Genomic DNA, 20,543 nt, shown 5'->3' with positions numbered 1-20,543 from the left:
GCGAGGCTCTGCCTCGCGCTCCGGGATATTTTCGGCCAGATGAAGACCGGGTCCCCTGCTTCATCTGGCCATAAATATCCCGGGGGAGTCGCGGCTTGCCACGGCGAGGGCAGAGCCCCCTTCCCTTACATGTGGATCACACGCCCATAGGCATCCAGAACGCTCTCATGCATCATCTCTGACAGCGTTGGGTGTGGGAAGACCGTATTCATCAGGTCTTCTTCGGTGGTCTCCAACTGACGACCAACCACATAGCCCTGAATCAGCTCGGTGACTTCGGCGCCGATCATATGTGCGCCCAGCAACTCACCCGTCTTGGCATCAAAGATGGTTTTGATCATTCCTTCAGGTTCGCCCAAGGCGATGGCCTTGCCGTTGCCGATAAAGGGGAAGCGACCGACCTTGATGTCAAAACCAAGCTCCTTGGCCTTCGCTTCGGTATAACCTACCGATGCGACCTGCGGCTGGCAGTATGTGCAACCCGCTATGCTTTCGGGCTTGACCGGATGCGCGTGTTTACCCGCAATCAATTCAGCCACCATCACACCTTCGTGGCTGGCTTTATGCGCCAGCCAGGGCGCGCCCGCGATGTCGCCAATGGCATAGAGCCCATCGACACCGGTACGGCAGAATTCATCAGTGATCACATGGGTGCGGTCGATCTTTACGCCCAGAGCCTCAAGCCCCAGGTTTTCAACATTCCCCACGATACCAACCGCCGAGATTACCGTATCGAAGTCATGCTTCTCTACTTTGCCCTTCACCTCGATATGCGCAGTCACCTTGCCTTTGGCGCGATCCAGCTGCTTGACCATCGCCTTTTCCATGATGGTCATGCCCTGTTTGGTAAAGGCTTTCTTGGCAAAGGCGCTGATCTCGGCGTCTTCAACCGGCAGCACGCGGTCCATAACCTCGACCACCGTCGTATCTGCGCCCAGCGTGTTGTAGAAACTGGCGAATTCGATGCCGATCGCGCCCGAGCCGATGACCAGCAGTTTCTTGGGCATCCGGGGCGGCTGCAGCGCGTGTTTATAGGTCCAGACCAGATCACCATCCGCCTCCAGACCGGGAAGTTCGCGGGCCCGCGCGCCGGTTGCGAGTACGATGTTCTTCGCCGTCAGTTCTTCGGAGCCTTTGTCGGTCTTGACGCTGACCTTCCCTTTCGCAGGTATCGTCGCCTCGCCCATCACGACGTCGATCTTATTCTTCTTCATCAGATGACCGATCCCGCCCGACAGCTGGGCTGCAACCCCGCGCGAGCGTTTGACGACCGCGTCGAGGTCATAACCCACCTTGTCTGCCTTGAGGCCGAAATCCTTAGCGCGCTCCATCAGATGGAAGACTTCCGACGAGCGCAGCAACGCCTTGGTCGGGATGCAGCCCCAGTTCAAACAGATGCCGCCCAGATGCTCACGCTCGACAACGACGGTTTTCAGGCCCAGCTGGGCTGCGCGAATGGCAGCGACATAGCCTCCGGGGCCGGCCCCGATTACGATCAGATCATAAGATTTTGCAGCCATGTGTCCCTCTCGGCGCAGATCGGTTTCAAAACTAGTTTACCGTTAAACTATTTTTCACAGCGCATCAACAACTCCGCCCGCGACATATGTGACGCGGGGTCAAATCGCCCGTCAGGCGCTGAATTCAGCCTATACCCACGCCTCACCAAAGGCTAGAACCGAACCAATTCGTTTCCAAACCTGTGTATTTGAGAGAGGCCATGATGGCAAAAACACTCAAAGATCTTTTGCTTGCCCTTTTGAACGCCACCCTGATCCTGCTGGCCCTGTGCCTGTTCTTGGGTTGGAAGCTGGCGCAGTCGGTCGACAATATCCGAACCGGTTTTGCAGAAAACCTGCAGTTGGTGACACCGTTACGAGATCAGGCGCAGGGCCTTCGCGGAGAGCTTGCGGCGTTGCGCAGCGACATGGCTGCAATTCGCGCGCAGGATGATGCATCTGATCCTGCAACGGCACGACAACTGAATGCAGCACTGCAGCGGTTGAACGGGTTGGAGAAAGGTCTGGAAAAAACACAGGCCCGACTGGCGGGCCTGGTGGACTCTCCTGAAGATCTGATCGATCACGCCATTACCACCACGGTGGATAGCGTGACCCACGGCCTTCAGTCGGTCAGAGGGTGCACGCCCGCAACCTAGGTCGCAGCTGCCTGCAACTCACGAACGGTGCTGCCATAGCCACCGTTGCTGACATATGCGGCTTCGTGTTCAGTTGTGCTGCGATCCAGTGCATCGTTTCGATACGGGAAACGACCGAACTTGCGGATCACTTCGCGATGCGCCCGAGCGTGCAGAAGATTTCCTTCGCCGGCCTGCGGCATCCGCTCGTGCATCAGGCGCACGCAGCGCTCCTGATCACACAGATTTTCCGAATGCATCATCGGCAGGTAAAAGAACTGCCGCGCCGGCTCGTCAATCTTCATGTCCCATCCCTTGTCGACCGCACATTTCGCAGCCGCCAACGCTGCACGATCCGATGAAAACGCCTTGGCGCTGCCGCGGAACATGTTGCGAGGGAATTGATCCATAAGGATAATATAAGCCAGCGCACCGCTGGGATAGGTCAGCCAGAGCGAGAATTTTCCCTCGCACGCGGCCTTCCAAGTTGACAGAAACTTGTCGCGGATCTGCTCGTCCAGCGCCTCATCCTGCAGGTACCAGCCCTTGGGCCCAACCTCATCCAACCAAAAACTCAATACTTTTTCAGGAGCAACCATTGCCCTAAACTCCGTAATTGTCCTCCCCAGGGACGTAGCGTCATTTAAATCTCTTTTACAGATTTGTGACAGTAACATATTGCAACACAAAAGTCACAAATCCGGCGTCAGGCAGGTTCTTGCGTATCCTGCTCTTCCTGGGCCGCTTCGATGACAACTTCCTGTGCAACTTCAAGCGCAACCGGGGATGAGGTCGGGTAAATCGGCGCGATGGCTCCGGTCTCATCCACGGGCACGTAAGCGCGCTGAGTCATACGGTACGCACCATAGATCGCCATGGCGAACATCAGCGCCGCGATGAACAGGAAGAACCCGGCAGGGCCAAGCAAGCCAACGCCCATCAACCAACCCGTGATGACCGGGCCTGCAATAGCGCCCAGACCGTTGATGAAAATCAGCCCGCCAGAGGCGGCGGACATGTCGTCATATTCCAGATAATCGTTCGTATAGGCGATCAACAACGAGTAGAGCGGGCTCGTCATGCCCCCGATCGCAAACGCTGAGAGCAGCAGGATCGGGAATGATCCTGCCCCGAAAAACATGCCGATCAAGGCCCCGACGCCGCCAACGGCTGCCACCAACATGATCAGGATACGCCGGTCCGCACGGTCCGATATCCAACCGATCGGATACTGCAGCACAACCGCGCCGATGTAAAACGCCGCGACAAAAGTCGAAATCTCGACCAGCGACAGGTCTGCTTGCGCGCCGTAGACCGCGCTCATCCCGAACTGGGCCGAAAACACGCCGCCCAGCAGGAACATCCCCACACAACCCAGTGGTGATGTCTCCATCAGTTTGCGCAATGTCATTGGTTTGGTAGTCTCAAAAGCCGGTGTCGGCGAGATCGACAGCAGAATCGGGGCAAACGAGACCGAAACCAGGATCGATGCGATCACGAAAGTCTCATACCCCGCGGGATCTCCGACCAGCAGCAAAGCCTGCGCACTGACCACACCTGCCATCTGCACGATCATATACAGAGACAGCGCCTGCCCCCGGTTTTCGTTGCTGGCCGCATTGTTCAACCAGCTCTCTGCAGTCACGTACACGCCCGAGAAACAGAACCCGATCACCACCCGGCCCAGAGACCAGGCAATCGGGTCCGTCAGCATCGGATACATGATCATCACGGCCGAGATGAACGAGGCCAGCGCCGCAAACACGCGGACATGCCCCACCCGCCGGATCATCTCGGGCGCAAGGCGCGAACCGCCAAGGAAGCCCACGAAATAAGCAGACATCACGAACGACATCTCAAGGGTCGAGAACCCCTCAATATCGCCCCGCACACCCAGCAACGTGCCCTGCAGGCCATTGCCGATCATCAGCAATCCCATTCCAAGAAGAAGCGCCCAAGCGCTGGAAAGAACCTGAAGCATGCTGCCTATCCAAATGCCAAAGTAGTTTCAGTTTACCTGATGCCCACTTACAGCCTGCGTCGCGCTTGTCTACGACATTGTGAGGACGCTAACCGAAAATCCGCGCCTCAGGGGATCAACAATGATGCATCGCCATACGAGAAGAACCGATATTCCCCCGCGATTGCATGGTCATAGATCGTACGCACCCGGTCCTGCCCCATCAGCGCCGAGACCAGCATCAGCAGCGTAGATTTCGGCAGGTGAAAATTGGTCATCAAAGCATCGGCGGCATGAAACTGGAAGCCGGGATAGATGAAGATGTCGGTCTCACCTTCCCATGGGGTGATCTCTCCGCCCCTTGCTGCGCTTTCAATCAGGCGCAGCGCGGTCGTGCCCACCGGAATGACGCGCCCGCCTGCGGCCTTGGTCGCGGCGATCTCGGCAGCGGCCTGAGGGCTGACGCACCCCCATTCGGCATGCATCTTGTGCGTTGTAACATCCTCGACCTTCACAGGCAGAAACGTACCAGCGCCAACATGCAGGGTGACATGGGTGAACTCCACCCCACGCGCGGTGAGGGCCTGCAACAAAGGATCATCAAAATGCAGCGAGGCGGTCGGTGCCGCAACCGCCCCGGAATGGCGTGCCCAGACCGTTTGGTAGTCGGTCTTGTCTTGCTCATCCGCCGCACGCTTGGCTGCAATGTATGGCGGCAGCGGCATCGCTCCGGCCTGTTCCAGCGCTTTGTCGAAATCCTCACCTGTCAGATTAAACCGCAGATAGGCCTGCCCGTCGGCGACCCGTTCCAAGGTGGCGCTCAGGTCATCGGAGAATACGATCTCTTCTCCCGGTTTGACCTTCTTCAGCGGTTTTACCAGCGCGGTCCAGCTGCCATCGGCCTGCGGCTCAAGCAAGGTCGCTTCGATTGCGGCCGAGACCGGACCTTGCGCGCTGTCACGGTGACGTCGCCCGTTGAGCCGCGCCGGGATGACACGGGTGTCGTTCAGCACCAGACGGTCGCCGGGCTGCAACAGATCAGGCAGGTCGAACACATGCCGGTCGCGGATGTCATCACCCTGCGCCACCAGCAGTCGCGCCGAGGATCGCGGGCTGGCAGGCCGCGTGGCAATCAGGTGTTCAGGCAGGTGGAAGTCGAAATCGCTGAGTTTCATGGCCGCGCCAATACAATGCCGCTAAAGATTCGGCCACTGCTGAGATCAGCGATCTTCCCCGCGCGACTGGAAGGCGGGATGCGGGCGCTCGGATCGGTCGGGCGTTGCGTTCGGACCATCCGAGACGGTTGGCGCCGGCTGCCGCAATAGGTTGCGCAGAAACAGCGGGGCAAGGCCTGACAACGGGTTCACCGACACCTTCGGATTGACCAGCGGCCCGGTCAGTGTGTAGTTGAACGCAAACACACCCTCCCCTTTCCGGGTCAAAACACTTCCAATCGCGTTCAACAGATATATCGGAGAAATCGCACCGCGCAGGTTCAGCCTCCCGGCGACAGTGTCGACGGTGCCATCGAAGGACAGGCCCATCGACGGACCGACGGCACTGCCACTTAAAACCTTCACCTCGGTCGGCGTGAGGCGCATCGTGCTTTCGATCGCGGAAAAGAAGATCCCTTGTCCCGCCATTTCGTCCAGCAAGCCAACCAGGCTGATCGCATTCAGCAGGGCCGCCATCGCAGGGGCATCCTTGATCCGCGTATTCTCGATTCGCAGGTCCACATCATAGTTTCCGGGCTCGGCAATCGGGTCGAGCTGCACCTGCAGGTTGCCGCCGCGCGCCTGAGTGATAAGACCCGCGGACCGCATCACGGCACCTGCATCCTCAGAGGTCAGGCTAACTGCACTGCGACCGCCACGCGGAGACACCTGCCCCCTGATCGGCGCACCACCATTCACTTGCGCGGCAAAGGCACCGGTCAGCCCTCCGGTGGTCTGGAACGAACCGGTCAACCCTGTCAGTGCAACCGTTTCGGTTACCTGCAACCTGTCCAGCGTGACATCCATCTTCGGCCCCGGCCCGCCAGCGCCCCCCTCGCCGCCGCCTTCGCCCAAGGTCGATTTGCCCAGATTCAGCACGCCCCCCAGGACCCGAATATCAGGCAGCGCGGCCCCACGTCCGATCAGCTCGGCAGGAACGGCCAGCCAATCTCCGATCTCGAACGAACTGAACCGGACCCGATCAAAAGCCCCATCATGGAATGAAATCGAGGCCGCGCTTCGCAACCCAGCGGCATTGATCCGCAGGGAATCGACACTCAGATTTGCGCCCAGCGTTGCCTCGGCTGTCAAAGAGCCGCTGGTCGCCGCCGCCTTGCGCCAGCCAAGTTCGGGGATCGCAAGTGTGACACCCACCAGATCGGATTGCGCCGTTAGTTTGAGAGGATCGCCTGCCCCTATGCCCAACGAGAAATCCGCCACCCCCTGCCCCGTCAGCATGCCGCGCGGCAAACCGGCGTTGATCTGATCCATCAGACGAGGCGAAAGCTCGATCTGCCCGCTCAGCGTGCTGCGCTGCGCCTTATCCCCTCCGATAGGTTGCTGCCAAAGGGCCGTGACCGGCACCACACCAAAGAGACCCTGTCCGTCAATCAAGACCCCGGTCTGATCTCCGGACAGGTTCAACCGATCCGCACTGACCTCGAACCCCGGCACAAGTTTATCACTGTCGAGATCCGCCAGAGTGCCGTCGAAATGAAACCGCGTATCCTCCAACGTCAGCCCCTTGATCAGCGGCAGAGACAGCGTGCCGTCAAGACTGACCTGTCCATCGGCAAGATCGACTGGCAGATTGGCCTTGGTCAGCAGCGACAACGGAGGGCGGTCCAGCAAAGACAGTGCCGCCGTGACGCTGCCACGCGCCTGTATCCGCGCGATACCCGGGGTCGATTTCCTAATGCCGGTATCGGGAATGATGAAAGAGGTGCCAGCGGCATCTACCTGCCCCCCTTGATCGGCAACCACCACACCTTTTTGCGCGGTCACGGTAAACCGCCGATTCAACAGGCTGGCCTGTCCTTGCGCGTCTTGTACCGGGGGCAGCGTTTTCGCAAATCTCAGACTGGTGTTTTCAAACTCGAAATCCGCGTAGATGTCAGGCTTTTCGCCGGGGCGCAGGCGCAAGGCGAAGTCAAGATCCGACATTTCTCCGTAATGCAGGTTTTCGGTCACCCAAAGGCGCGGCTTGGGGGCCAGACGCTCGGGCCAATAGTTCAGCAACTGGTCCGAGTTCATCTGGTCGATTTGCGCGTCAACCTCGGCCAACCATCCGTCGGACAACCCGGCCAGCGCACCGTTGAGCCGCAGACGATGCGCGCCATCCTCGACCGTCATCTGCCCCACGCGCATCCGGAAGGGCGCAAGTTTCATCTGAAAATCAACATCCGCGCGCTTTAGGTTCAGCGCTTCGGGGAACAGGTTTGCCGGGTTGACCTCGATCCCGCTCAGCCGGAACTGCCCGGCCATACTGTCGAGACGCCCGGCCTCGACCCCTTCAAGAAACGCCTTACCCTCGGCATGGACTTCGCCCCAGGCGGAGTGGATGGAGATTTCGTTGAAGTCCAGCACTTCCTGCTGCGGGTTATAGGTGAAATAGGTACGCGCCGAATCGAACCGGACCGGGCGGGTCTCGGGCGTTGGCTGCACCGCCCCTTCTCCAAGATTCAGTGTGGCAAAGACCGGCCCGAGCGCGCCATCGGCATCGACACTCCCGCGTAAGGCGCCCGAGATCGGCGTGCGCAACACCTGCATCCAGGCCAGCGCGGGGCTGTGTCCGGCAATATCTTCGGCAGGCAGATCGGTGATCGAGATACCGAACTGCGCCGCTGCACTGTCCAGTGAACTAGTATAGTTCGCCTCAATCCCGCTGACATAATCGCGCCCGGCCAGTACCGAGAAACCGGTGGCGAGCCGTACCTCGCGCGCACTGCGGGTGGCTTGAATATGGCCGCCATCCAGCACCCACGAGCGACCCAGCCGCAGGTCACGATAGTCCAGAGTGATCGAATCCAGCCGAACCGAGGTCAGCGCCGACAGCGCGGGGGATCGAAACACCTCATCCGAGGCCTCGATCAACTGCGCAAGGTTCGGCGCCTCGCCAACCGGCGCGCTGCCGGTGCCCACGGTCAGAGATAGCGCACCATCTTCGCCTCGTGTCAGTGCAATCTGCGCGCCCTGCAGGATGATCCGCTTGGGCCGAACATGGCCCCGCAACAAAGGCCGCATCGCTAGGCTGGCGCGTAGGTCCGACACCTCGGCTATCTGTTGCCCGGCCGCATCACTGATGCGCACATCCGTCAGGCGCAGACGCGGCCGCCACCCCTCATGAATGATGAAACTTACGTCGCCGAACCGGACCTGCACGCCGCCCAATGCCTTGTCCAGCCGTGCTTCGACGCGGTCGCGCACCCAGGCCGGAGCATGCATCCGCTGCCCGACCACCATGAATCCGGTCACCAGCCCCAGAAACACCAGAACAAAGACGCCGCGCATAGCCCACAGGCCAGCCGTCCGCCGACGCGACCGGCGACGCGGCTTCTTGCCGCTCTCAGTCTCATCCTGCTGATCTTGCTGGACCAATTTGCGTTCCACGCCTTTCAACCTGCTCGCGGCGCCCTATGATATGAGCCAACCGTTAATTTTCTCAGCCGGAGTTTTCATATGCCCGACGTTTCAGACATCGCCCCAGACTTTACGCTGCCTCGCGACGGCGGCGGAGAAGTGACCCTGTCGGAACAGCGTGGCCGCGCCGTCGTTCTGTTTTTCTACCCCCGCGATGATACGCCGGGCTGCACCAAGGAATCCATCGGTTTCTCGGAACAGCTTCAAGCATTTAGTGACGCAGGCGCTAACGTTTTCGGTATCTCGCGTGATACCGTCGCCAAGCATGACAAGTTTGTCGCCAAACACGGGCTGACGACGCCGCTATTGTCTGACGAAGGCCAGACCGTGTGCGAGGATTATGGCGTCTGGGTCGAAAAGAACATGTACGGCCGGAAATCCATGGGCATCGAACGCTCGACCTTTCTGATCGATGCCGAAGGCAAGATCGCGCGCGTCTGGCGCAAGGTGAAAGTGCCCGGCCATGTCGACGAAGTGCTGGAGGCTGTGCAGGCGCTCTGACCCTCTCGACCCGCGCGGACATACGGGGTATGCCCCGCGCGATGCAGCGCAGGGGGCGACCGTGGCGAAAACACTGACCGAAATGGCGACCGAGGTTCTGACCACAGCAGACGGGCGCGCAAAGACCGCATTGTCCAAACGCCATGCCGCCGCGTGGTTTGCCGCCCGCAACGGCGAAACGCCGGGAATCGAGATCGGCACGGCAGAACCGCCCTTGTCGCCCGCGCGTCCGGATAAGCCCGAACTCCTGTCACCCCGCGATGTGCCGCGCCGCAGACCGGGGTCCGAGGCAGGACGGATCGCGCTGTTGCACGCCGTCGCGCATATTGAGTTGAACGCGGTGGACCTGCATTGGGACATCATCGCCCGGTTCGGCCATGTCCCGATGCCCATCGGTTTCTACGACGACTGGGTAAAATGCGCCGAAGAAGAATCGCGCCACTTCGAGATGGTCTGCGATTGCCTTGAGCAGATGGACAGCCACTACGGCGCCCTGCCCGCCCATGCGGGCATGTGGCGCGCCGCCGAAGACACCGCCCACGATCTGATGGGCCGCCTCGCCGTGGTTCCCATGGTGCTCGAGGCGCGCGGGCTGGACGTAACCCCGGGCATGATCGACATCTTCCGCAAAGCCAAAGCTGATGACGCTGTCGCCGCGCTCGAAGTGATCTATGCCGAAGAGGTCGGCCACGTCGCCTATGGCTCGAAATGGTTCCACTTCCTGTGCGGACGTGAAAACGCCGATCCCAAAGATGTATTTCACGACCTCGTCCGCCGCTATTTCCACGGCGCACTGAAGCCTCCCTTCAACGAAGAGAAACGCGCCGAGGCCGGCCTGCCACCCGATTTCTATTGGCCTCTGACTGAAGATCTGCCACCGCCCGGAGGTGTGGCAGACTGACCGCAAACGCCCGGTCTAGGCAAATTCCCGCCGATCGCCTGCGGGAAACCCCCGGTTCGGGCTGTGAATTGGTTAACAAACTTGCCCGAATGATCCGTCCGCATTATGCAATCGCCCCAAGGAGCGGCTACTTACTCACGATCGGCTCCGGGATATGGGGACAACTGAGGTAGGACGCGTGCGGACACGTCTGGCAATCAAACTACACTCACTGCTCGAGCGGCACTTTCCTGAACGCCGGGTATTTCTGAAATCCGACAATGACACACGGTTCATTCGGCTGAGCTCTGAGACTCAGATCGCGGCCGTGACAGGGGTCGGCATCATGGTCGCCTGGACCGCGATTGCCACCTCGATCCTGCTGATGGACAGCATCGGATCGGGCAATTTCCGCGAGCAGGCCAAACGCGATCAGGCCACATATCAGGAACGCCTGAACATCCTGTCATCGGAACGGGACGCCCGCGCAGCAGAGGCTCTGGCCGCCCATGAGCGTTTCAATGCAGCGCTTGAGCAGGTCTCGGCCATGCAATCCGAACTGCTGGAATCGGAAAATCGCCGTCGCGAGTTGGAAACGGGAATCGAGGTTATCCAGACCACCCTGCGCGCCACCATGAAGCAGCGTGAAGAGGCCCGCATTGAGCTGGCCGACCTGCAACAAAGCGCCAAAGGAGATGCAGCTTATGTGATGGCTTCGGCCAATCCGGCGCAGATGGCATTCATGACCGACGCATTGGCGCGCACTGCGGCGCAACGCGACCAGATCGCTGCCGACGCACAGGGAGCTCTGGATCAAAAGGATGAGCTTGAGCTTGAAATTCGCCTCATGCAGGAACGCAGCGATGAGATCTTCCGCCAGTTGGAAGAGGCCATGTTGATCTCGGTCGAACCGCTGGACAAGATGTTCCGCAGCGCAGGCATGCCAACAGATCGTATCCTCGAAGAGGTTCGGCGCGGATATAGCGGTATGGGCGGTCCGCTGACCCCTTTATCCCTGAGCACACGCGGTGAGGAACTGACCCCTGACCAGATCCGCGCCAATATCCTGCTGGAACAGATGGACCAGCTGAACCTCTATCGCATCGCTGCCGAAAAGGCCCCCTTCGCCAGCCCGGTGCGCGCCGCAGTTCGCTTCACCAGCGGCTACGGCACCCGTCGCGACCCCAAGACCGGTGGACGCCGTATGCATAACGGAGCAGATTTCGCGGGTCCGCAGGGCACTGATATCTTCGCAACCGCTGACGGAGTCGTCACCCATGCGGGCTGGCAATCGGGCTTTGGACGGCTGGTCAAGATCAGGCACGCGTTCGGGATTGAGACACTTTACGCTCATAACACCAAGTTACGCGTAAAGGTTGGTCAAAGGGTCTCGCGCGGGGATCATATTGCTGATATGGGTAGCACCGGACGGTCGACCGGCACGCATTTGCACTATGAGGTGCGCGTGAACGGAAAACCTGTAAACCCAATGACTTACATCAAGGCTGCGAGAAATGTTTTCTAAGAGCAAAATCAACGAGCCCGGATCGAAAGAGACTGAGGCAGCAAAACCGGCCGCACCGGCCACTCCGGCGGCGCCCGCACCGGCTGAAACCAAGGCCAGCACTCCGCCCAAGGCCAAGCCACCTGCATCGGTCCTGTCGTCGGATCTGCACATCACCGGCAACCTGAAGACCTCGGGCGATATCCAGGTTGAGGGCACTGTCGAAGGCGACATCCGCGCCCACCTGCTGACCATCGGCGAAACTGCGACCATCAAGGGCGAAGTCACCGCAGATGACGTCGTGGTCAATGGCCGTATCGTGGGCCGTGTGCGCGGCCTGAAGGTCCGTCTGACCTCGACCGCGCGTGTCGAAGGCGACATCATCCACAAGACCATCGCCATCGAAAGCGGCGCACATTTCGAAGGTTCTGTACAGCGTCAGGACGACCCGCTGAATCCGGGCCGCAGTGGCAAATCCGGTGCCAACCCGGCGGCGGAAGTGAAGCAGTAACGCTCCGGTCAACGAAGTAGCAAAATCAATTGGCGCCGCAGGACCACCTGCGGCGTTTTTTGTTTTGGAGTTGTTCGCCTAAGCTTGGCAATGACCGTAATGTGGACGAAGAGGCCGCTCTACTGAAAGTCCACTTTCCTTTGGCCAGCGACTTCTTTAGGACTAGCAGCCGTTTCGTAAAGCTAGAGGGAACAAACAATGCGGAAGGTTTTGGTTACTGGATCATCCGGTCGGATCGGCCAGGCATTCTTTACCGCGTATCAGGAGCGCTATGAGTTTGTGCTGACTGATATGAAGGAGCCTACGCAACCGGTCCCGGGTCCGCATCGCTTTGTGCAATCTGATCTTTCTGATGTAAATGCCGCTGACGCATTGTGCCAGGGCGTGGACGCGGTTGTGCATCTTGCTGGCGTGCCAGATCCAGACGCTGAATTTGACGATGTGCTGCCCGCCAATATCTTGGCGACAACCTATTTGATTGAATCCGCTCGTAAGGCAGAGGTCAGTCGCTTCGTCTATGCCAGCAGCGCGCAAACTATCGAAGGATACCCTGTAGACCGACAGATTGTGCCGGGGATGGCCGTCGCTCCGGCCAATCTCTACGGTGTCTCCAAGTGTTATGGGGAAGCTCTGTGTTCACTCTACGCAACGCGCTTCGGTATGTCCTGCGTTTCCTTGCGAATAGGGGCGTTCGAGCCTGCTGACGGCCCGCCGCTTGAAACCAAGCGCGATCTCAGCGCTTGGCTTAGCCATCGTGATGCAACTCACCTGATTGATCGAGCAATTCTAGCTGAGATTAACGGGAGTTTCATTGCACACGGAATCTCAAACAATCGTTTCAAACGGCTAGATTTGACCGAAACCTGCAAAGTTCTGGGATACGCGCCACAGGATGACGCATTTTCGACCTTCCCGATACCCTCTGCCTAATATCGACGTTCGGTCGCGATGCAGAACCGGTCGAAGAGGACGCAGAACAAACATTCTTGATCAACCGGACACGGAACCAAGCTCCGCAACAACGCCTCCAATCTGACGTATCTTAGCCGGAATTCCCCGACCATTCACAATTTCACAAAAAGTATTTTTTGAATTACCCTTAAAGCCATTGTTTTTCGGAGGAGATTCCATGTCATCAAAACTCATGGCCGAATTCTTCGGCACGTTCTGGCTGGTGCTGGGCGGTTGCGGCAGCGCGGTGCTGGCCGCGGGTGTGGCCGATGTGGGCATCGGCTGGCTGGGCGTATCCTTCGCCTTTGGCCTGACCGTACTGACCATGGCCTACGCTGTCGGTCATATCTCGGGCGGGCACTTCAACCCGGCGGTCAGCCTCGGGCTGATGATCGGCGGGCGGTTCGACGCCAAGGATCTGATCCCCTATTGGATCGCTCAGGTAATCGGCGCCATCGTTGCGGCAGCCGTTCTCTATCTGATCGTCAGTGGCGCGCCGGGGTTTGAGGGTGTGGGCGGCTTTGCCTCCAACGGATATGGCGAGGCGTCACCAGAAGGGTATTCGATGATGTCTGCCCTGGTGATCGAAATCGTCCTCACGGCGTTTTTCATCGTGATCATCCTGGGCGCGACCTCCAGCGGAGCCCCCGCCGGATTCGCCCCGATAGCAATCGGATTGGGGCTGACACTGATCCACCTGATCTCGATCCCGGTGACCAACACATCTGTAAACCCCGCCCGCTCAACCGGCGTGGCGCTGTTTGCCGATGGTCCGGCGCTGGCGCAGCTTTGGCTGTTCTGGGTGGCACCATTGATCGGTGGCGCGATTGGCGCGCTGATCTGGAAGGTTATGACAACCGACGACTGACTTGGACGTCAGATAAATTCTACCCGCCGCCCTGAAAATCGCGATACCATCGCGCGACAGGGCGGCGGTATCCAGCGTCGCGCCATAGATTTGGGAGGACGCAATGAACAAGCTCATCACAACGGCGTTTCTGGGCTGCTTGGCCTCTGCCAGCTGGGCCAACGAGCAATGGTTGACCATTCCGCAGGCCCCGGCCATGCCCAAAGCCGCAACCTCCGGCACCGCCGAGGTTAACGGCATCGACATGTATTACGCCACCTATGGAGAGAGCGACGGCATCCCCATCCTGATGATCCATGGCGGCCTCGCGCATGGGGATATCTGGGCAGCGCAGGTGGCGGACCTCGCGCAGGATCACTCTGTCATCGTTGCGGATACACGCGGGCACGGACGCTCGACCAACGACGGCAGCACCTATGCCTATGATCTTCTGGCGCGGGATTATCTGGCTCTGCTGGATCACTTAGACATCGATCAGGTCCATCTGGTCGGCTGGTCGGACGGCGCCAATATCGGCTATGCGATTTCGACCACCGCACCGGATCGGTTGGCCAGCCACTTCGCCCATGCGGGCAACGTCACGCTGGACGGTATCGACCCGTCGGTCGAAACCAACGCAGTTTTCGGCACCTATGTCGGCATGATGGCAGAGGATTATGCCCAGATGTCACCTACCCCGGATGGGTTCGAAGCGTTTCTGGGTGGAGTCGCGGCCATGTGGGCGACGGAAAAGCCCGGCGGCCTTGAAGGGTTGGCATCGGTTACGGTCCCCACGCTGGTCGTGCAAAGCGCACATGACGAAGCGATCCTGACCGAACATTCAAAGGCTATCTCCGAGGCCATCCCCGGTGCCGATCTTCTGATTCTGGAAGATGTGAGTCATTTTGCGTCTTTTCAGGACGCGGAGGGATATACCAAGGCAATCCGGGACTTTATTGATCAATAGTCCAAAGCCCGGCGCCGCAACCAGCGCCGGGCTTACTTCTTATTCCGTAACGGTGACTTTTTTCATCGCATCAGGCTGACCGATCACAGCGCCATTCGGGCCATCGCCCCGCTTGATCGCATCAACCACATCCATGCCATCTGTCACCTGACCGACAACCGTATACTGGCCGTTCAGGAACGGGCCAGGCTCGAACATGATGAAGAATTGCGAGTTCGCGCTATCGGGATCCTGCGCACGCGCCATACCGACAACGCCGCGATCATAGTTGTAGTCCGAAAACTCGGCAGGCAGATCGGGACGATCCGAACCGCCGGTACCCGCGCGACGCATGTCGCCACCGATACGGCCAAACTCAACATCGCCGGTCTGTGCCATGAAGCCGTCGATCACGCGGTGAAACACCACGCCATCATACTGACCGGCAGCAGCCAGGGCGGTGATCTGTTCAACGTGTTTAGGTGCCAGGTCCTCGAACAGATCAACGGTGACGGTGCCATTGGCCCCTTCACCTTCGATTTCGATTTCAAGACCGGTGGCCAGCGCCGGGCTGGCCAGCAGTGCAAACGCGGCGGCTAGCTTATACATCGGCGGCCACCTTGACGCTGATCATGCGGTCAGGGCTTGCAGGCGGCTCGCCACGGGTGATGGCGTCCACATGTTCCATCCCTTCGATGACGCGGCCATAGACGGTGTACTGGCCGTTCAGGAAGTGATTGTCCTTGAAGTTAATGAAGAACTGAGAGTTGGCCGAATCCGGGTTGGCCGAGCGCGCGGCGCCCAGCGTTCCGCGATCATGGGGCAGTTTCGAGAACTCAGCCGGAACGTTGGGCAGAGACGAACCACCGGTGCCCGCCATGCGCAGGTTGAACCCGTCTTCCATGTCGCCATGCTGCACGTCGCCAGTCTGTGCCATGAACCCGTCGATCACGCGGTGGAAAGCAACGTTGTCATATTCACCACCACGGGCCAGCTCTTTCATGCGGGCCGAATGCTGAGGGGCCACATCAGGCAAGAGCTCGATGACGACATTGCCGTCTTTCAGCTCGACGATGATTGTGTTTTCGGGGTCTTTGATCTCGGCCATGTGGCCCTCCTGTCTTTGAAACTTGCGCAAATACCTATGACGCGGGCGCACGAATGCCAAGTGACGCATTGACCTGAGGGCAAAATGCAGGAAAAGAACCGCCTGACACTGGATGCAATGGGCAAGGACAAGCGCGATGGGCTGGAAATCTCTGGACGATATGGATCTGAACGGCAAACGGGTTCTGGTGCGCGTGGATATCAATGTTCCCGTCGCAGATGGCGCAGTCACGGATGACACGCGTATCCAGCGCATCGTGCCCACCGTACGCGACATCCTCGCCGCAGGTGGCAAGCCGATCCTGCTGGCGCACTTCGGACGCCCCAAGGGCGAACGCGTTGCCGAGATGTCTTTGAAACAACTGGTTCCCACCCTTGAGGCCGCATTCGGCACGCCGGTTCGTTTTGCCGATGATTGCGTCGGGCCAGAAGCAGAAGCCGCTGCCGCATCACTGGATGACGGAGAAGTTCTTCTGCTGGAAAACACTCGCTTCCATGCCGAAGAGACTAAGAACAGCTTCGCCCTGGCCGAAGGCATGGCGAAGCTGGGCGATATCTATTGCAACGATGCCTTCTCAGCCGCGCACCGCGCCCATAGCTCGACCGAGGCGCTTGCCCGCCTGCTGCCCGCCTGCGCCGGTCGCCTGATGCAACAGGAGCTGAGCGCCCTTGAGGCCGCTCTGGGCGCGCCCAAGCGGCCTGTCACCGCAGTTGTCGGGGGCGCAAAAGTGTCGACCAAACTGGACCTGCTGGGCAACTTGATCGAGAAGGTTGATTACCTGGTTATTGGCGGTGGCATGGCGAATACCTTCCTGGTGGCCAAAGGCGTCGACGTCGGCAAGTCCCTTGCAGAACACACGATGATCGATACAGCCGCCGAAATCCTGAGCAAGGCCGAAACCGCAGGCTGCACCATTGTGTTGCCGCGTGACATCGTCGTGGCCGAGGCATTCGAGGCCAACGCGCCGCATCAAGTCCTGCCCGCTGATCAATGCCCCTCGAACGCCATGATCCTGGACGCAGGCCCCGAAAGCGTCGTCGCAGTGTCCGAAGTGTTGGAAAATAGCCAGACCCTGATCTGGAACGGCCCCCTTGGCGCGTTCGAGCTCACCCCGTTCGACGCGGCCACCAACGCCGCTGCCCTGAAAGCCGCAGCGTTGACCCGCGACGGTAAACTGACCTCGGTCGCTGGCGGAGGCGACACGGTCGCAGCGCTGAACGCCTCCGGCGCGGCGACCGATTTCTCGTATATCTCCACCGCTGGCGGCGCCTTCCTGGAATGGATGGAAGGCAAGACCTTGCCGGGCGTGGCAGCACTGGATCAATAAGCGCCCAAAGCTCAGGCCTCAGCTTTTTCGTCACAGGGGATTCACAAGGCGAATCACCTGTGACATAGTGCGTTCAGACATCCGCAAAGGGTGCGTTTCTGAGGCAGTTTGTTATACGGCGGTTAACACAGTGACCCGTTCCCATCGGCCCGGTCTGGGGGCTTTCATCTTCTTCTCGGTTGCCTTCATGCTGGGCGTATATTTCACCTTTGCCGCAGTGCAGGGGGATTATGGCTTGTTTCGTCGCGTTGAGATTGCAGCGGAACGCAACGCCCTGTCGCGCGATCTGGCCCAACTGAACGCCGAGATCGACCGGATGGAAAACCTGACCCGTCGCCTGTCGGACACCTATCTGGATCTCGATCTGTTGGATCAGCAGGCCCGCTCGGTCCTTGGTATGATCCGCGCGGATGAGATCGTCATCCGCTGACAAGATTTTTCGTCGAAAAATCTCTGCACCGTCTCGCCCATTAAATAAGCTCCCGTCAGCCGCAATTCGCGCGCTTGCCTCCGCGTCACTTTTACCCTCGCCAGATGAGGAGAAATGCCTTAATAGATAGTTTAACGCTAAACTATCTTGCCGAAAGGGGGAGATCGCCACTATGGCTGCGCGAAAAACCACAAAGAAACCAAATGTTTCTGCGGAAGAACTGACCACATATTACCGCGAGATGCTGCTGATCCGCCGATTCGAGGAAAAAGCGGGTCAACTCTACGGAATGGGTCTGATCGGCGGTTTCTGCCATCTCTATATCGGTCAGGAAGCGGTTGTTGTCGGCCTTGAGGCTGCCGCCAAAGAGGGCGACAAGCGGATCACATCCTACCGTGATCACGGCCACATGCTGGCCTGCGGTATGGATCCCGGCGGCGTGATGGCCGAACTCACCGGGCGCGAGGGCGGCCTGTCCAAGGGCAAAGGTGGCTCAATGCACATGTTCTCGAAAGAGAAGCATTTCTACGGCGGTCACGGTATTGTCGGTGCTCAGGTGCCGCTGGGTGCGGGTCTGGCTTTCGCCGACAAGTACAAAGAAAATGGCGGCGTGACCTTCACCTATTTCGGGGACGGCGCGGCCAACCAGGGTCAGGTCTATGAGACCTTCAACATGGCGGCCTTGTGGGAACTGCCGGTGGTGTTCGTGATCGAGAACAACCAATACGCCATGGGCACCGCTCAGGCGCGCTCGACTTCTTCCGCCGACATCTACCACCGCGGTCAGGCCTTTGGGATACCCGGTGAAATGGTCAACGGCATGGACGTGCTGGCGGTCAAAGCCGCCGGCGAAAAAGCGGTGGCCCACTGCCGCGCGGGCAAAGGCCCCTACATCCTTGAGGTCAAGACCTACCGCTACCGCGGCCACTCGATGTCCGACCCGGCCAAGTACCGCACCCGCGAAGAGGTTCAGAAGGTCCGCGAACAAAGCGACCCGATCGAACATGTGCGCGAGCTGCTGCTGACCGGCAAACACGCGACCGAGGATGACCTGAAAGCGATCGACAAAGAGATCAAGGAGATCGTCAATCAGGCCGCCGAATTCTCGAAAGAAAGCCCCGAGCCGTCACTGGACGAGCTCTGGACCGATATCTACGCCTGAGAGGACGAATAGACATGGCAACCGAAATTCTCATGCCCGCCCTTTCGCCCACGATGGAAGAGGGTACGCTGGCCAAATGGCTGGTCAAGGAAGGCGACACCGTATCCTCTGGTGATATCATGGCCGAGATCGAAACCGACAAGGCGACGATGGAGTTCGAAGCCGTCGATGAAGGCATCGTCGGTAAGATCCTGATCAGCGAGGGCACCGAAGGGGTCAAGGTCAACACCCCCATCGCAATCCTTGTAGAGGAAGGCGAAGACGCCTCCGCCCTGCCCGCGGCTGCACCCGCAGCCGCAGCGGTGACCGAAGCCGCCCCTGCGGCGGTTGAGGCCCCCGCTCCGACAGCAGCCCCTGCTGCTCCGGTTGTGGACCTGTCGCCCGATTGGCCGGCCGACGCTGAAATGAAGACCGAGACCGTCCGCGAAGCGCTTCGCGATGCGATGGCCGAGGAAATGCGTGGTGACGGAGACGTCTACCTGATGGGTGAAGAAGTCGCCGAGTATCAGGGCGCTTATAAAATCTCGCAAGGTCTGCTCGACGAATTCGGCCCTAAACGCGTGATCGACACGCCGATCACCGAGCATGGCTTTGCCGGTATCGCGGTCGGGTCGGCCTTTGGTGGCCTGAAACCGATTGTCGAATTCATGACCTTCAACTTCGCCATGCAGGCGATTGACCACATCATCAACTCGGCTGCCAAGACGCTCTATATGTCCGGCGGTCAGATGGGTTGTCCCATCGTGTTCCGTGGCCCCAACGGTGCCGCCGCCCGCGTGGCCGCGCAGCACTCTCAGGACTACGCCGCGTGGTACATGCAGATTCCCGGTCTGAAAGTCGTCATGCCCTATTCGGCAGCCGACGCCAAAGGTCTGCTGAAATCGGCGATCCGTGATCCCAACCCGGTGATCTTCCTGGAAAACGAAATCCTCTACGGTCGGTCCTTCGACGTACCGCAGGTGGATGACCTGACCATCCCGCTGGGCAAGGCGCGCATCTGGCGCGAAGGCTCTGACGTGACCATCGTCAGCTTTGGCATCGGCATGCAATACGCACTGGAAGCCGCCGACAAACTGGCCGAGGATGGCATCAGCGCCGAAGTGATCGACCTGCGCACCATCCGCCCGATGGACACCGGCGCAATCATCAACTCGGTGATGAAAACCAACCGTCTGGTAACCGTCGAAGAAGGCTGGCCGCAAGGTTCGGTCGGCAGCTACATCAGTTCGGTCGTAATGCAGGAAGCGTTCGATTACCTCGACGCACCGGTCATCACCCTCACCGGTAAAGATGTTCCGATGCCATATGCGGCGAACCTCGAAAAGCTGGCGCTGATCACCACGGATGAGGTGATCGCAGCGGTGAAACAGGTGACCTACCGGTAATGGAGATCAGGGGCCGCGATCCAGCAACCGAATGCTACCGTGTCGAGATTGACCTCGATGACCGGACCGTGCGGGCGCTTGTGCCCGAACGGCTGGCGGCGGATATGCGGTTGATCGGCGCGCGCCCCTCGCACCAGACAGCCTATGTCTGGATGGCTGAAAACAAAGATAAAATCGAGGCTGCGATTGCGACGCTCGCACGCGGCACCGGGCGCCCAAGGGCGCCTTTTGACCAAATTACTTTGATTGAGGAGCGCTGA

20 protein-coding genes are annotated in these 20,543 nt (G+C 59.5%); 13 read left to right on the top strand and 7 right to left on the bottom strand.

Annotation, left to right across the window (positions count from 1 at the left end; genetic code table 11):
• Nucleotides 1-125: 125 nt before the first annotated feature.
• The gene (gene lpdA, locus ACR0AZ_RS03445; RefSeq protein ID WP_480469500.1) at nucleotides 126-1,520 is read right to left on the bottom strand and encodes a dihydrolipoyl dehydrogenase; all 1,395 of its coding nucleotides are present in this window, start codon (nucleotides 1,518-1,520) and stop codon (nucleotides 126-128) included.
• A 203-nt stretch (nucleotides 1,521-1,723) separates the two neighbouring features.
• On the opposite strand from lpdA, the gene ACR0AZ_RS03440 reads away from it, so the two are divergent.
• Nucleotides 1,724-2,158: a hypothetical protein gene (locus ACR0AZ_RS03440; RefSeq protein ID WP_480469499.1), complete on the top strand. Its 435-nt coding sequence runs from the start codon at nucleotides 1,724-1,726 to the stop codon at nucleotides 2,156-2,158.
• Here the strand turns inward: ACR0AZ_RS03440 and ACR0AZ_RS03435 are convergent.
• The 4 genes from ACR0AZ_RS03435 to ACR0AZ_RS03420 form a co-directional block, all read right to left on the bottom strand.
• Nucleotides 2,155-2,736 carry a DUF924 family protein gene (locus tag ACR0AZ_RS03435; RefSeq protein ID WP_480469498.1) on the bottom strand — a complete coding sequence of 194 codons (582 nt, stop codon included), beginning with the start codon at nucleotides 2,734-2,736 and terminating at the stop codon, nucleotides 2,155-2,157. The two genes, ACR0AZ_RS03440 and ACR0AZ_RS03435, sit on opposite strands and share 4 nt — an antisense overlap.
• Nucleotides 2,737-2,843: 107 nt before the next feature.
• Complete coding sequence (locus ACR0AZ_RS03430) at nucleotides 2,844-4,118, bottom strand: MFS transporter (protein ID WP_480469497.1); 1,275 nt, start codon at nucleotides 4,116-4,118, stop codon at nucleotides 2,844-2,846.
• Nucleotides 4,119-4,225: 107 nt separating this feature from the next.
• Complete coding sequence (gene queA / locus ACR0AZ_RS03425) at nucleotides 4,226-5,272, bottom strand: tRNA preQ1(34) S-adenosylmethionine ribosyltransferase-isomerase QueA (RefSeq protein WP_480469496.1); 1,047 nt, start codon at nucleotides 5,270-5,272, stop codon at nucleotides 4,226-4,228.
• Between the two features lie 45 nt (nucleotides 5,273-5,317).
• Nucleotides 5,318-8,701, bottom strand: a complete 3,384-nt coding sequence (locus ACR0AZ_RS03420; protein ID WP_480666777.1) for a YhdP family protein — start codon at nucleotides 8,699-8,701, stop codon at nucleotides 5,318-5,320.
• 69 nt (nucleotides 8,702-8,770) lie between these two features.
• On the opposite strand from ACR0AZ_RS03420, the gene ACR0AZ_RS03415 reads away from it, so the two are divergent.
• From ACR0AZ_RS03415 to ACR0AZ_RS03385, 7 genes are all read left to right on the top strand, one after another.
• Nucleotides 8,771-9,232, top strand: coding sequence for a peroxiredoxin (locus tag ACR0AZ_RS03415; protein WP_480469494.1), 462 nt, complete (start codon nucleotides 8,771-8,773; stop codon nucleotides 9,230-9,232).
• An 82-nt stretch (nucleotides 9,233-9,314) separates the two neighbouring features.
• Entirely contained in the window at nucleotides 9,315-10,133 is an 819-nt protein-coding gene (locus ACR0AZ_RS03410; protein ID WP_480471890.1) for a ferritin-like domain-containing protein, read from the top strand.
• 178 nt (nucleotides 10,134-10,311) lie between these two features.
• Nucleotides 10,312-11,637, top strand: coding sequence for a DUF5930 domain-containing protein (locus ACR0AZ_RS03405; protein ID WP_480666776.1), 1,326 nt, complete (start codon nucleotides 10,312-10,314; stop codon nucleotides 11,635-11,637).
• On the top strand, nucleotides 11,627-12,127 hold the full coding sequence (locus ACR0AZ_RS03400; protein WP_480469492.1) for a bactofilin family protein: 501 nt from the start codon (nucleotides 11,627-11,629) through the stop codon (nucleotides 12,125-12,127). The genes ACR0AZ_RS03405 and ACR0AZ_RS03400 overlap by 11 nt, the downstream gene beginning before the upstream one ends.
• Nucleotides 12,128-12,325: 198 nt before the next feature.
• The gene (locus tag ACR0AZ_RS03395; protein ID WP_480469491.1) at nucleotides 12,326-13,057 is read left to right on the top strand and encodes an NAD-dependent epimerase/dehydratase family protein; all 732 of its coding nucleotides are present in this window, start codon (nucleotides 12,326-12,328) and stop codon (nucleotides 13,055-13,057) included.
• A gap of 199 nt (nucleotides 13,058-13,256) precedes the next feature.
• Entirely contained in the window at nucleotides 13,257-13,946 is a 690-nt protein-coding gene (gene aqpZ / locus ACR0AZ_RS03390) for an aquaporin Z (protein WP_480469490.1), read from the top strand.
• Between the two features lie 103 nt (nucleotides 13,947-14,049).
• Nucleotides 14,050-14,892, top strand: coding sequence for an alpha/beta fold hydrolase (locus ACR0AZ_RS03385; protein WP_480666775.1), 843 nt, complete (start codon nucleotides 14,050-14,052; stop codon nucleotides 14,890-14,892).
• A 39-nt stretch (nucleotides 14,893-14,931) separates the two neighbouring features.
• On the opposite strand, the gene ACR0AZ_RS03380 is transcribed toward ACR0AZ_RS03385, so the two are convergent.
• Nucleotides 14,932-15,480 carry a peptidylprolyl isomerase gene (locus tag ACR0AZ_RS03380; RefSeq protein ID WP_480469488.1) on the bottom strand — a complete coding sequence of 183 codons (549 nt, stop codon included), beginning with the start codon at nucleotides 15,478-15,480 and terminating at the stop codon, nucleotides 14,932-14,934.
• A complete protein-coding gene (locus ACR0AZ_RS03375; protein ID WP_480469487.1) occupies nucleotides 15,473-15,979 on the bottom strand; it encodes a peptidylprolyl isomerase in 507 nt (168 codons plus the stop codon). Before ACR0AZ_RS03375 ends, ACR0AZ_RS03380 begins: the two co-directional genes overlap by 8 nt.
• A gap of 136 nt (nucleotides 15,980-16,115) precedes the next feature.
• On the opposite strand from ACR0AZ_RS03375, the gene ACR0AZ_RS03370 reads away from it, so the two are divergent.
• From ACR0AZ_RS03370 to ACR0AZ_RS03350, 5 genes are all read left to right on the top strand, one after another.
• Complete coding sequence (locus ACR0AZ_RS03370) at nucleotides 16,116-17,306, top strand: phosphoglycerate kinase (RefSeq protein WP_480666773.1); 1,191 nt, start codon at nucleotides 16,116-16,118, stop codon at nucleotides 17,304-17,306.
• Nucleotides 17,307-17,436: 130 nt separating this feature from the next.
• Nucleotides 17,437-17,736: an FtsB family cell division protein gene (locus tag ACR0AZ_RS03365; protein WP_480469485.1), complete on the top strand. Its 300-nt coding sequence runs from the start codon at nucleotides 17,437-17,439 to the stop codon at nucleotides 17,734-17,736.
• 172 nt (nucleotides 17,737-17,908) lie between these two features.
• Nucleotides 17,909-18,898, top strand: coding sequence for a pyruvate dehydrogenase (acetyl-transferring) E1 component subunit alpha (gene pdhA / locus ACR0AZ_RS03360; protein ID WP_170585104.1), 990 nt, complete (start codon nucleotides 17,909-17,911; stop codon nucleotides 18,896-18,898).
• A gap of 14 nt (nucleotides 18,899-18,912) precedes the next feature.
• The gene (locus ACR0AZ_RS03355; RefSeq protein WP_480469484.1) at nucleotides 18,913-20,283 is read left to right on the top strand and encodes a pyruvate dehydrogenase complex E1 component subunit beta; all 1,371 of its coding nucleotides are present in this window, start codon (nucleotides 18,913-18,915) and stop codon (nucleotides 20,281-20,283) included.
• Nucleotides 20,283-20,543: a hypothetical protein gene (locus ACR0AZ_RS03350; protein WP_480469483.1), complete on the top strand. Its 261-nt coding sequence runs from the start codon at nucleotides 20,283-20,285 to the stop codon at nucleotides 20,541-20,543. Before ACR0AZ_RS03355 ends, ACR0AZ_RS03350 begins: the two co-directional genes overlap by 1 nt.

Source organism: Ruegeria sp. BE3, assembly GCF_056538865.1.
Note: the sequence above shows the minus strand (reverse complement) of the source record. Positions and strands in the feature narration are given on the sequence as shown.

Coding starts and splice junctions, on each gene's coding strand:
- ACR0AZ_RS03430 (WP_480469497.1), bottom strand. CDS start 4,118: ATGCTTCAGGTTCTTTCCAGCGCTTGGGCGCTTCTTCTTGGAATGGGA.
- ACR0AZ_RS03370 (WP_480666773.1), top strand. CDS start 16,116: ATGGGCTGGAAATCTCTGGACGATATGGATCTGAACGGCAAACGGGTT.
- ACR0AZ_RS03435 (WP_480469498.1), bottom strand. CDS start 2,736: ATGGTTGCTCCTGAAAAAGTATTGAGTTTTTGGTTGGATGAGGTTGGG.
- queA (WP_480469496.1), bottom strand. CDS start 5,272: ATGAAACTCAGCGATTTCGACTTCCACCTGCCTGAACACCTGATTGCC.
- pdhA (WP_170585104.1), top strand. CDS start 17,909: ATGGCTGCGCGAAAAACCACAAAGAAACCAAATGTTTCTGCGGAAGAA.
- ACR0AZ_RS03385 (WP_480666775.1), top strand. CDS start 14,050: ATGAACAAGCTCATCACAACGGCGTTTCTGGGCTGCTTGGCCTCTGCC.
- ACR0AZ_RS03415 (WP_480469494.1), top strand. CDS start 8,771: ATGCCCGACGTTTCAGACATCGCCCCAGACTTTACGCTGCCTCGCGAC.
- lpdA (WP_480469500.1), bottom strand. CDS start 1,520: ATGGCTGCAAAATCTTATGATCTGATCGTAATCGGGGCCGGCCCCGGA.
- ACR0AZ_RS03400 (WP_480469492.1), top strand. CDS start 11,627: ATGTTTTCTAAGAGCAAAATCAACGAGCCCGGATCGAAAGAGACTGAG.
- ACR0AZ_RS03380 (WP_480469488.1), bottom strand. CDS start 15,480: ATGTATAAGCTAGCCGCCGCGTTTGCACTGCTGGCCAGCCCGGCGCTG.
- aqpZ (WP_480469490.1), top strand. CDS start 13,257: ATGTCATCAAAACTCATGGCCGAATTCTTCGGCACGTTCTGGCTGGTG.
- ACR0AZ_RS03355 (WP_480469484.1), top strand. CDS start 18,913: ATGGCAACCGAAATTCTCATGCCCGCCCTTTCGCCCACGATGGAAGAG.
- ACR0AZ_RS03440 (WP_480469499.1), top strand. CDS start 1,724: ATGGCAAAAACACTCAAAGATCTTTTGCTTGCCCTTTTGAACGCCACC.
- ACR0AZ_RS03395 (WP_480469491.1), top strand. CDS start 12,326: ATGCGGAAGGTTTTGGTTACTGGATCATCCGGTCGGATCGGCCAGGCA.
- ACR0AZ_RS03410 (WP_480471890.1), top strand. CDS start 9,315: ATGGCGACCGAGGTTCTGACCACAGCAGACGGGCGCGCAAAGACCGCA.
- ACR0AZ_RS03375 (WP_480469487.1), bottom strand. CDS start 15,979: ATGGCCGAGATCAAAGACCCCGAAAACACAATCATCGTCGAGCTGAAA.
- ACR0AZ_RS03350 (WP_480469483.1), top strand. CDS start 20,283: ATGGAGATCAGGGGCCGCGATCCAGCAACCGAATGCTACCGTGTCGAG.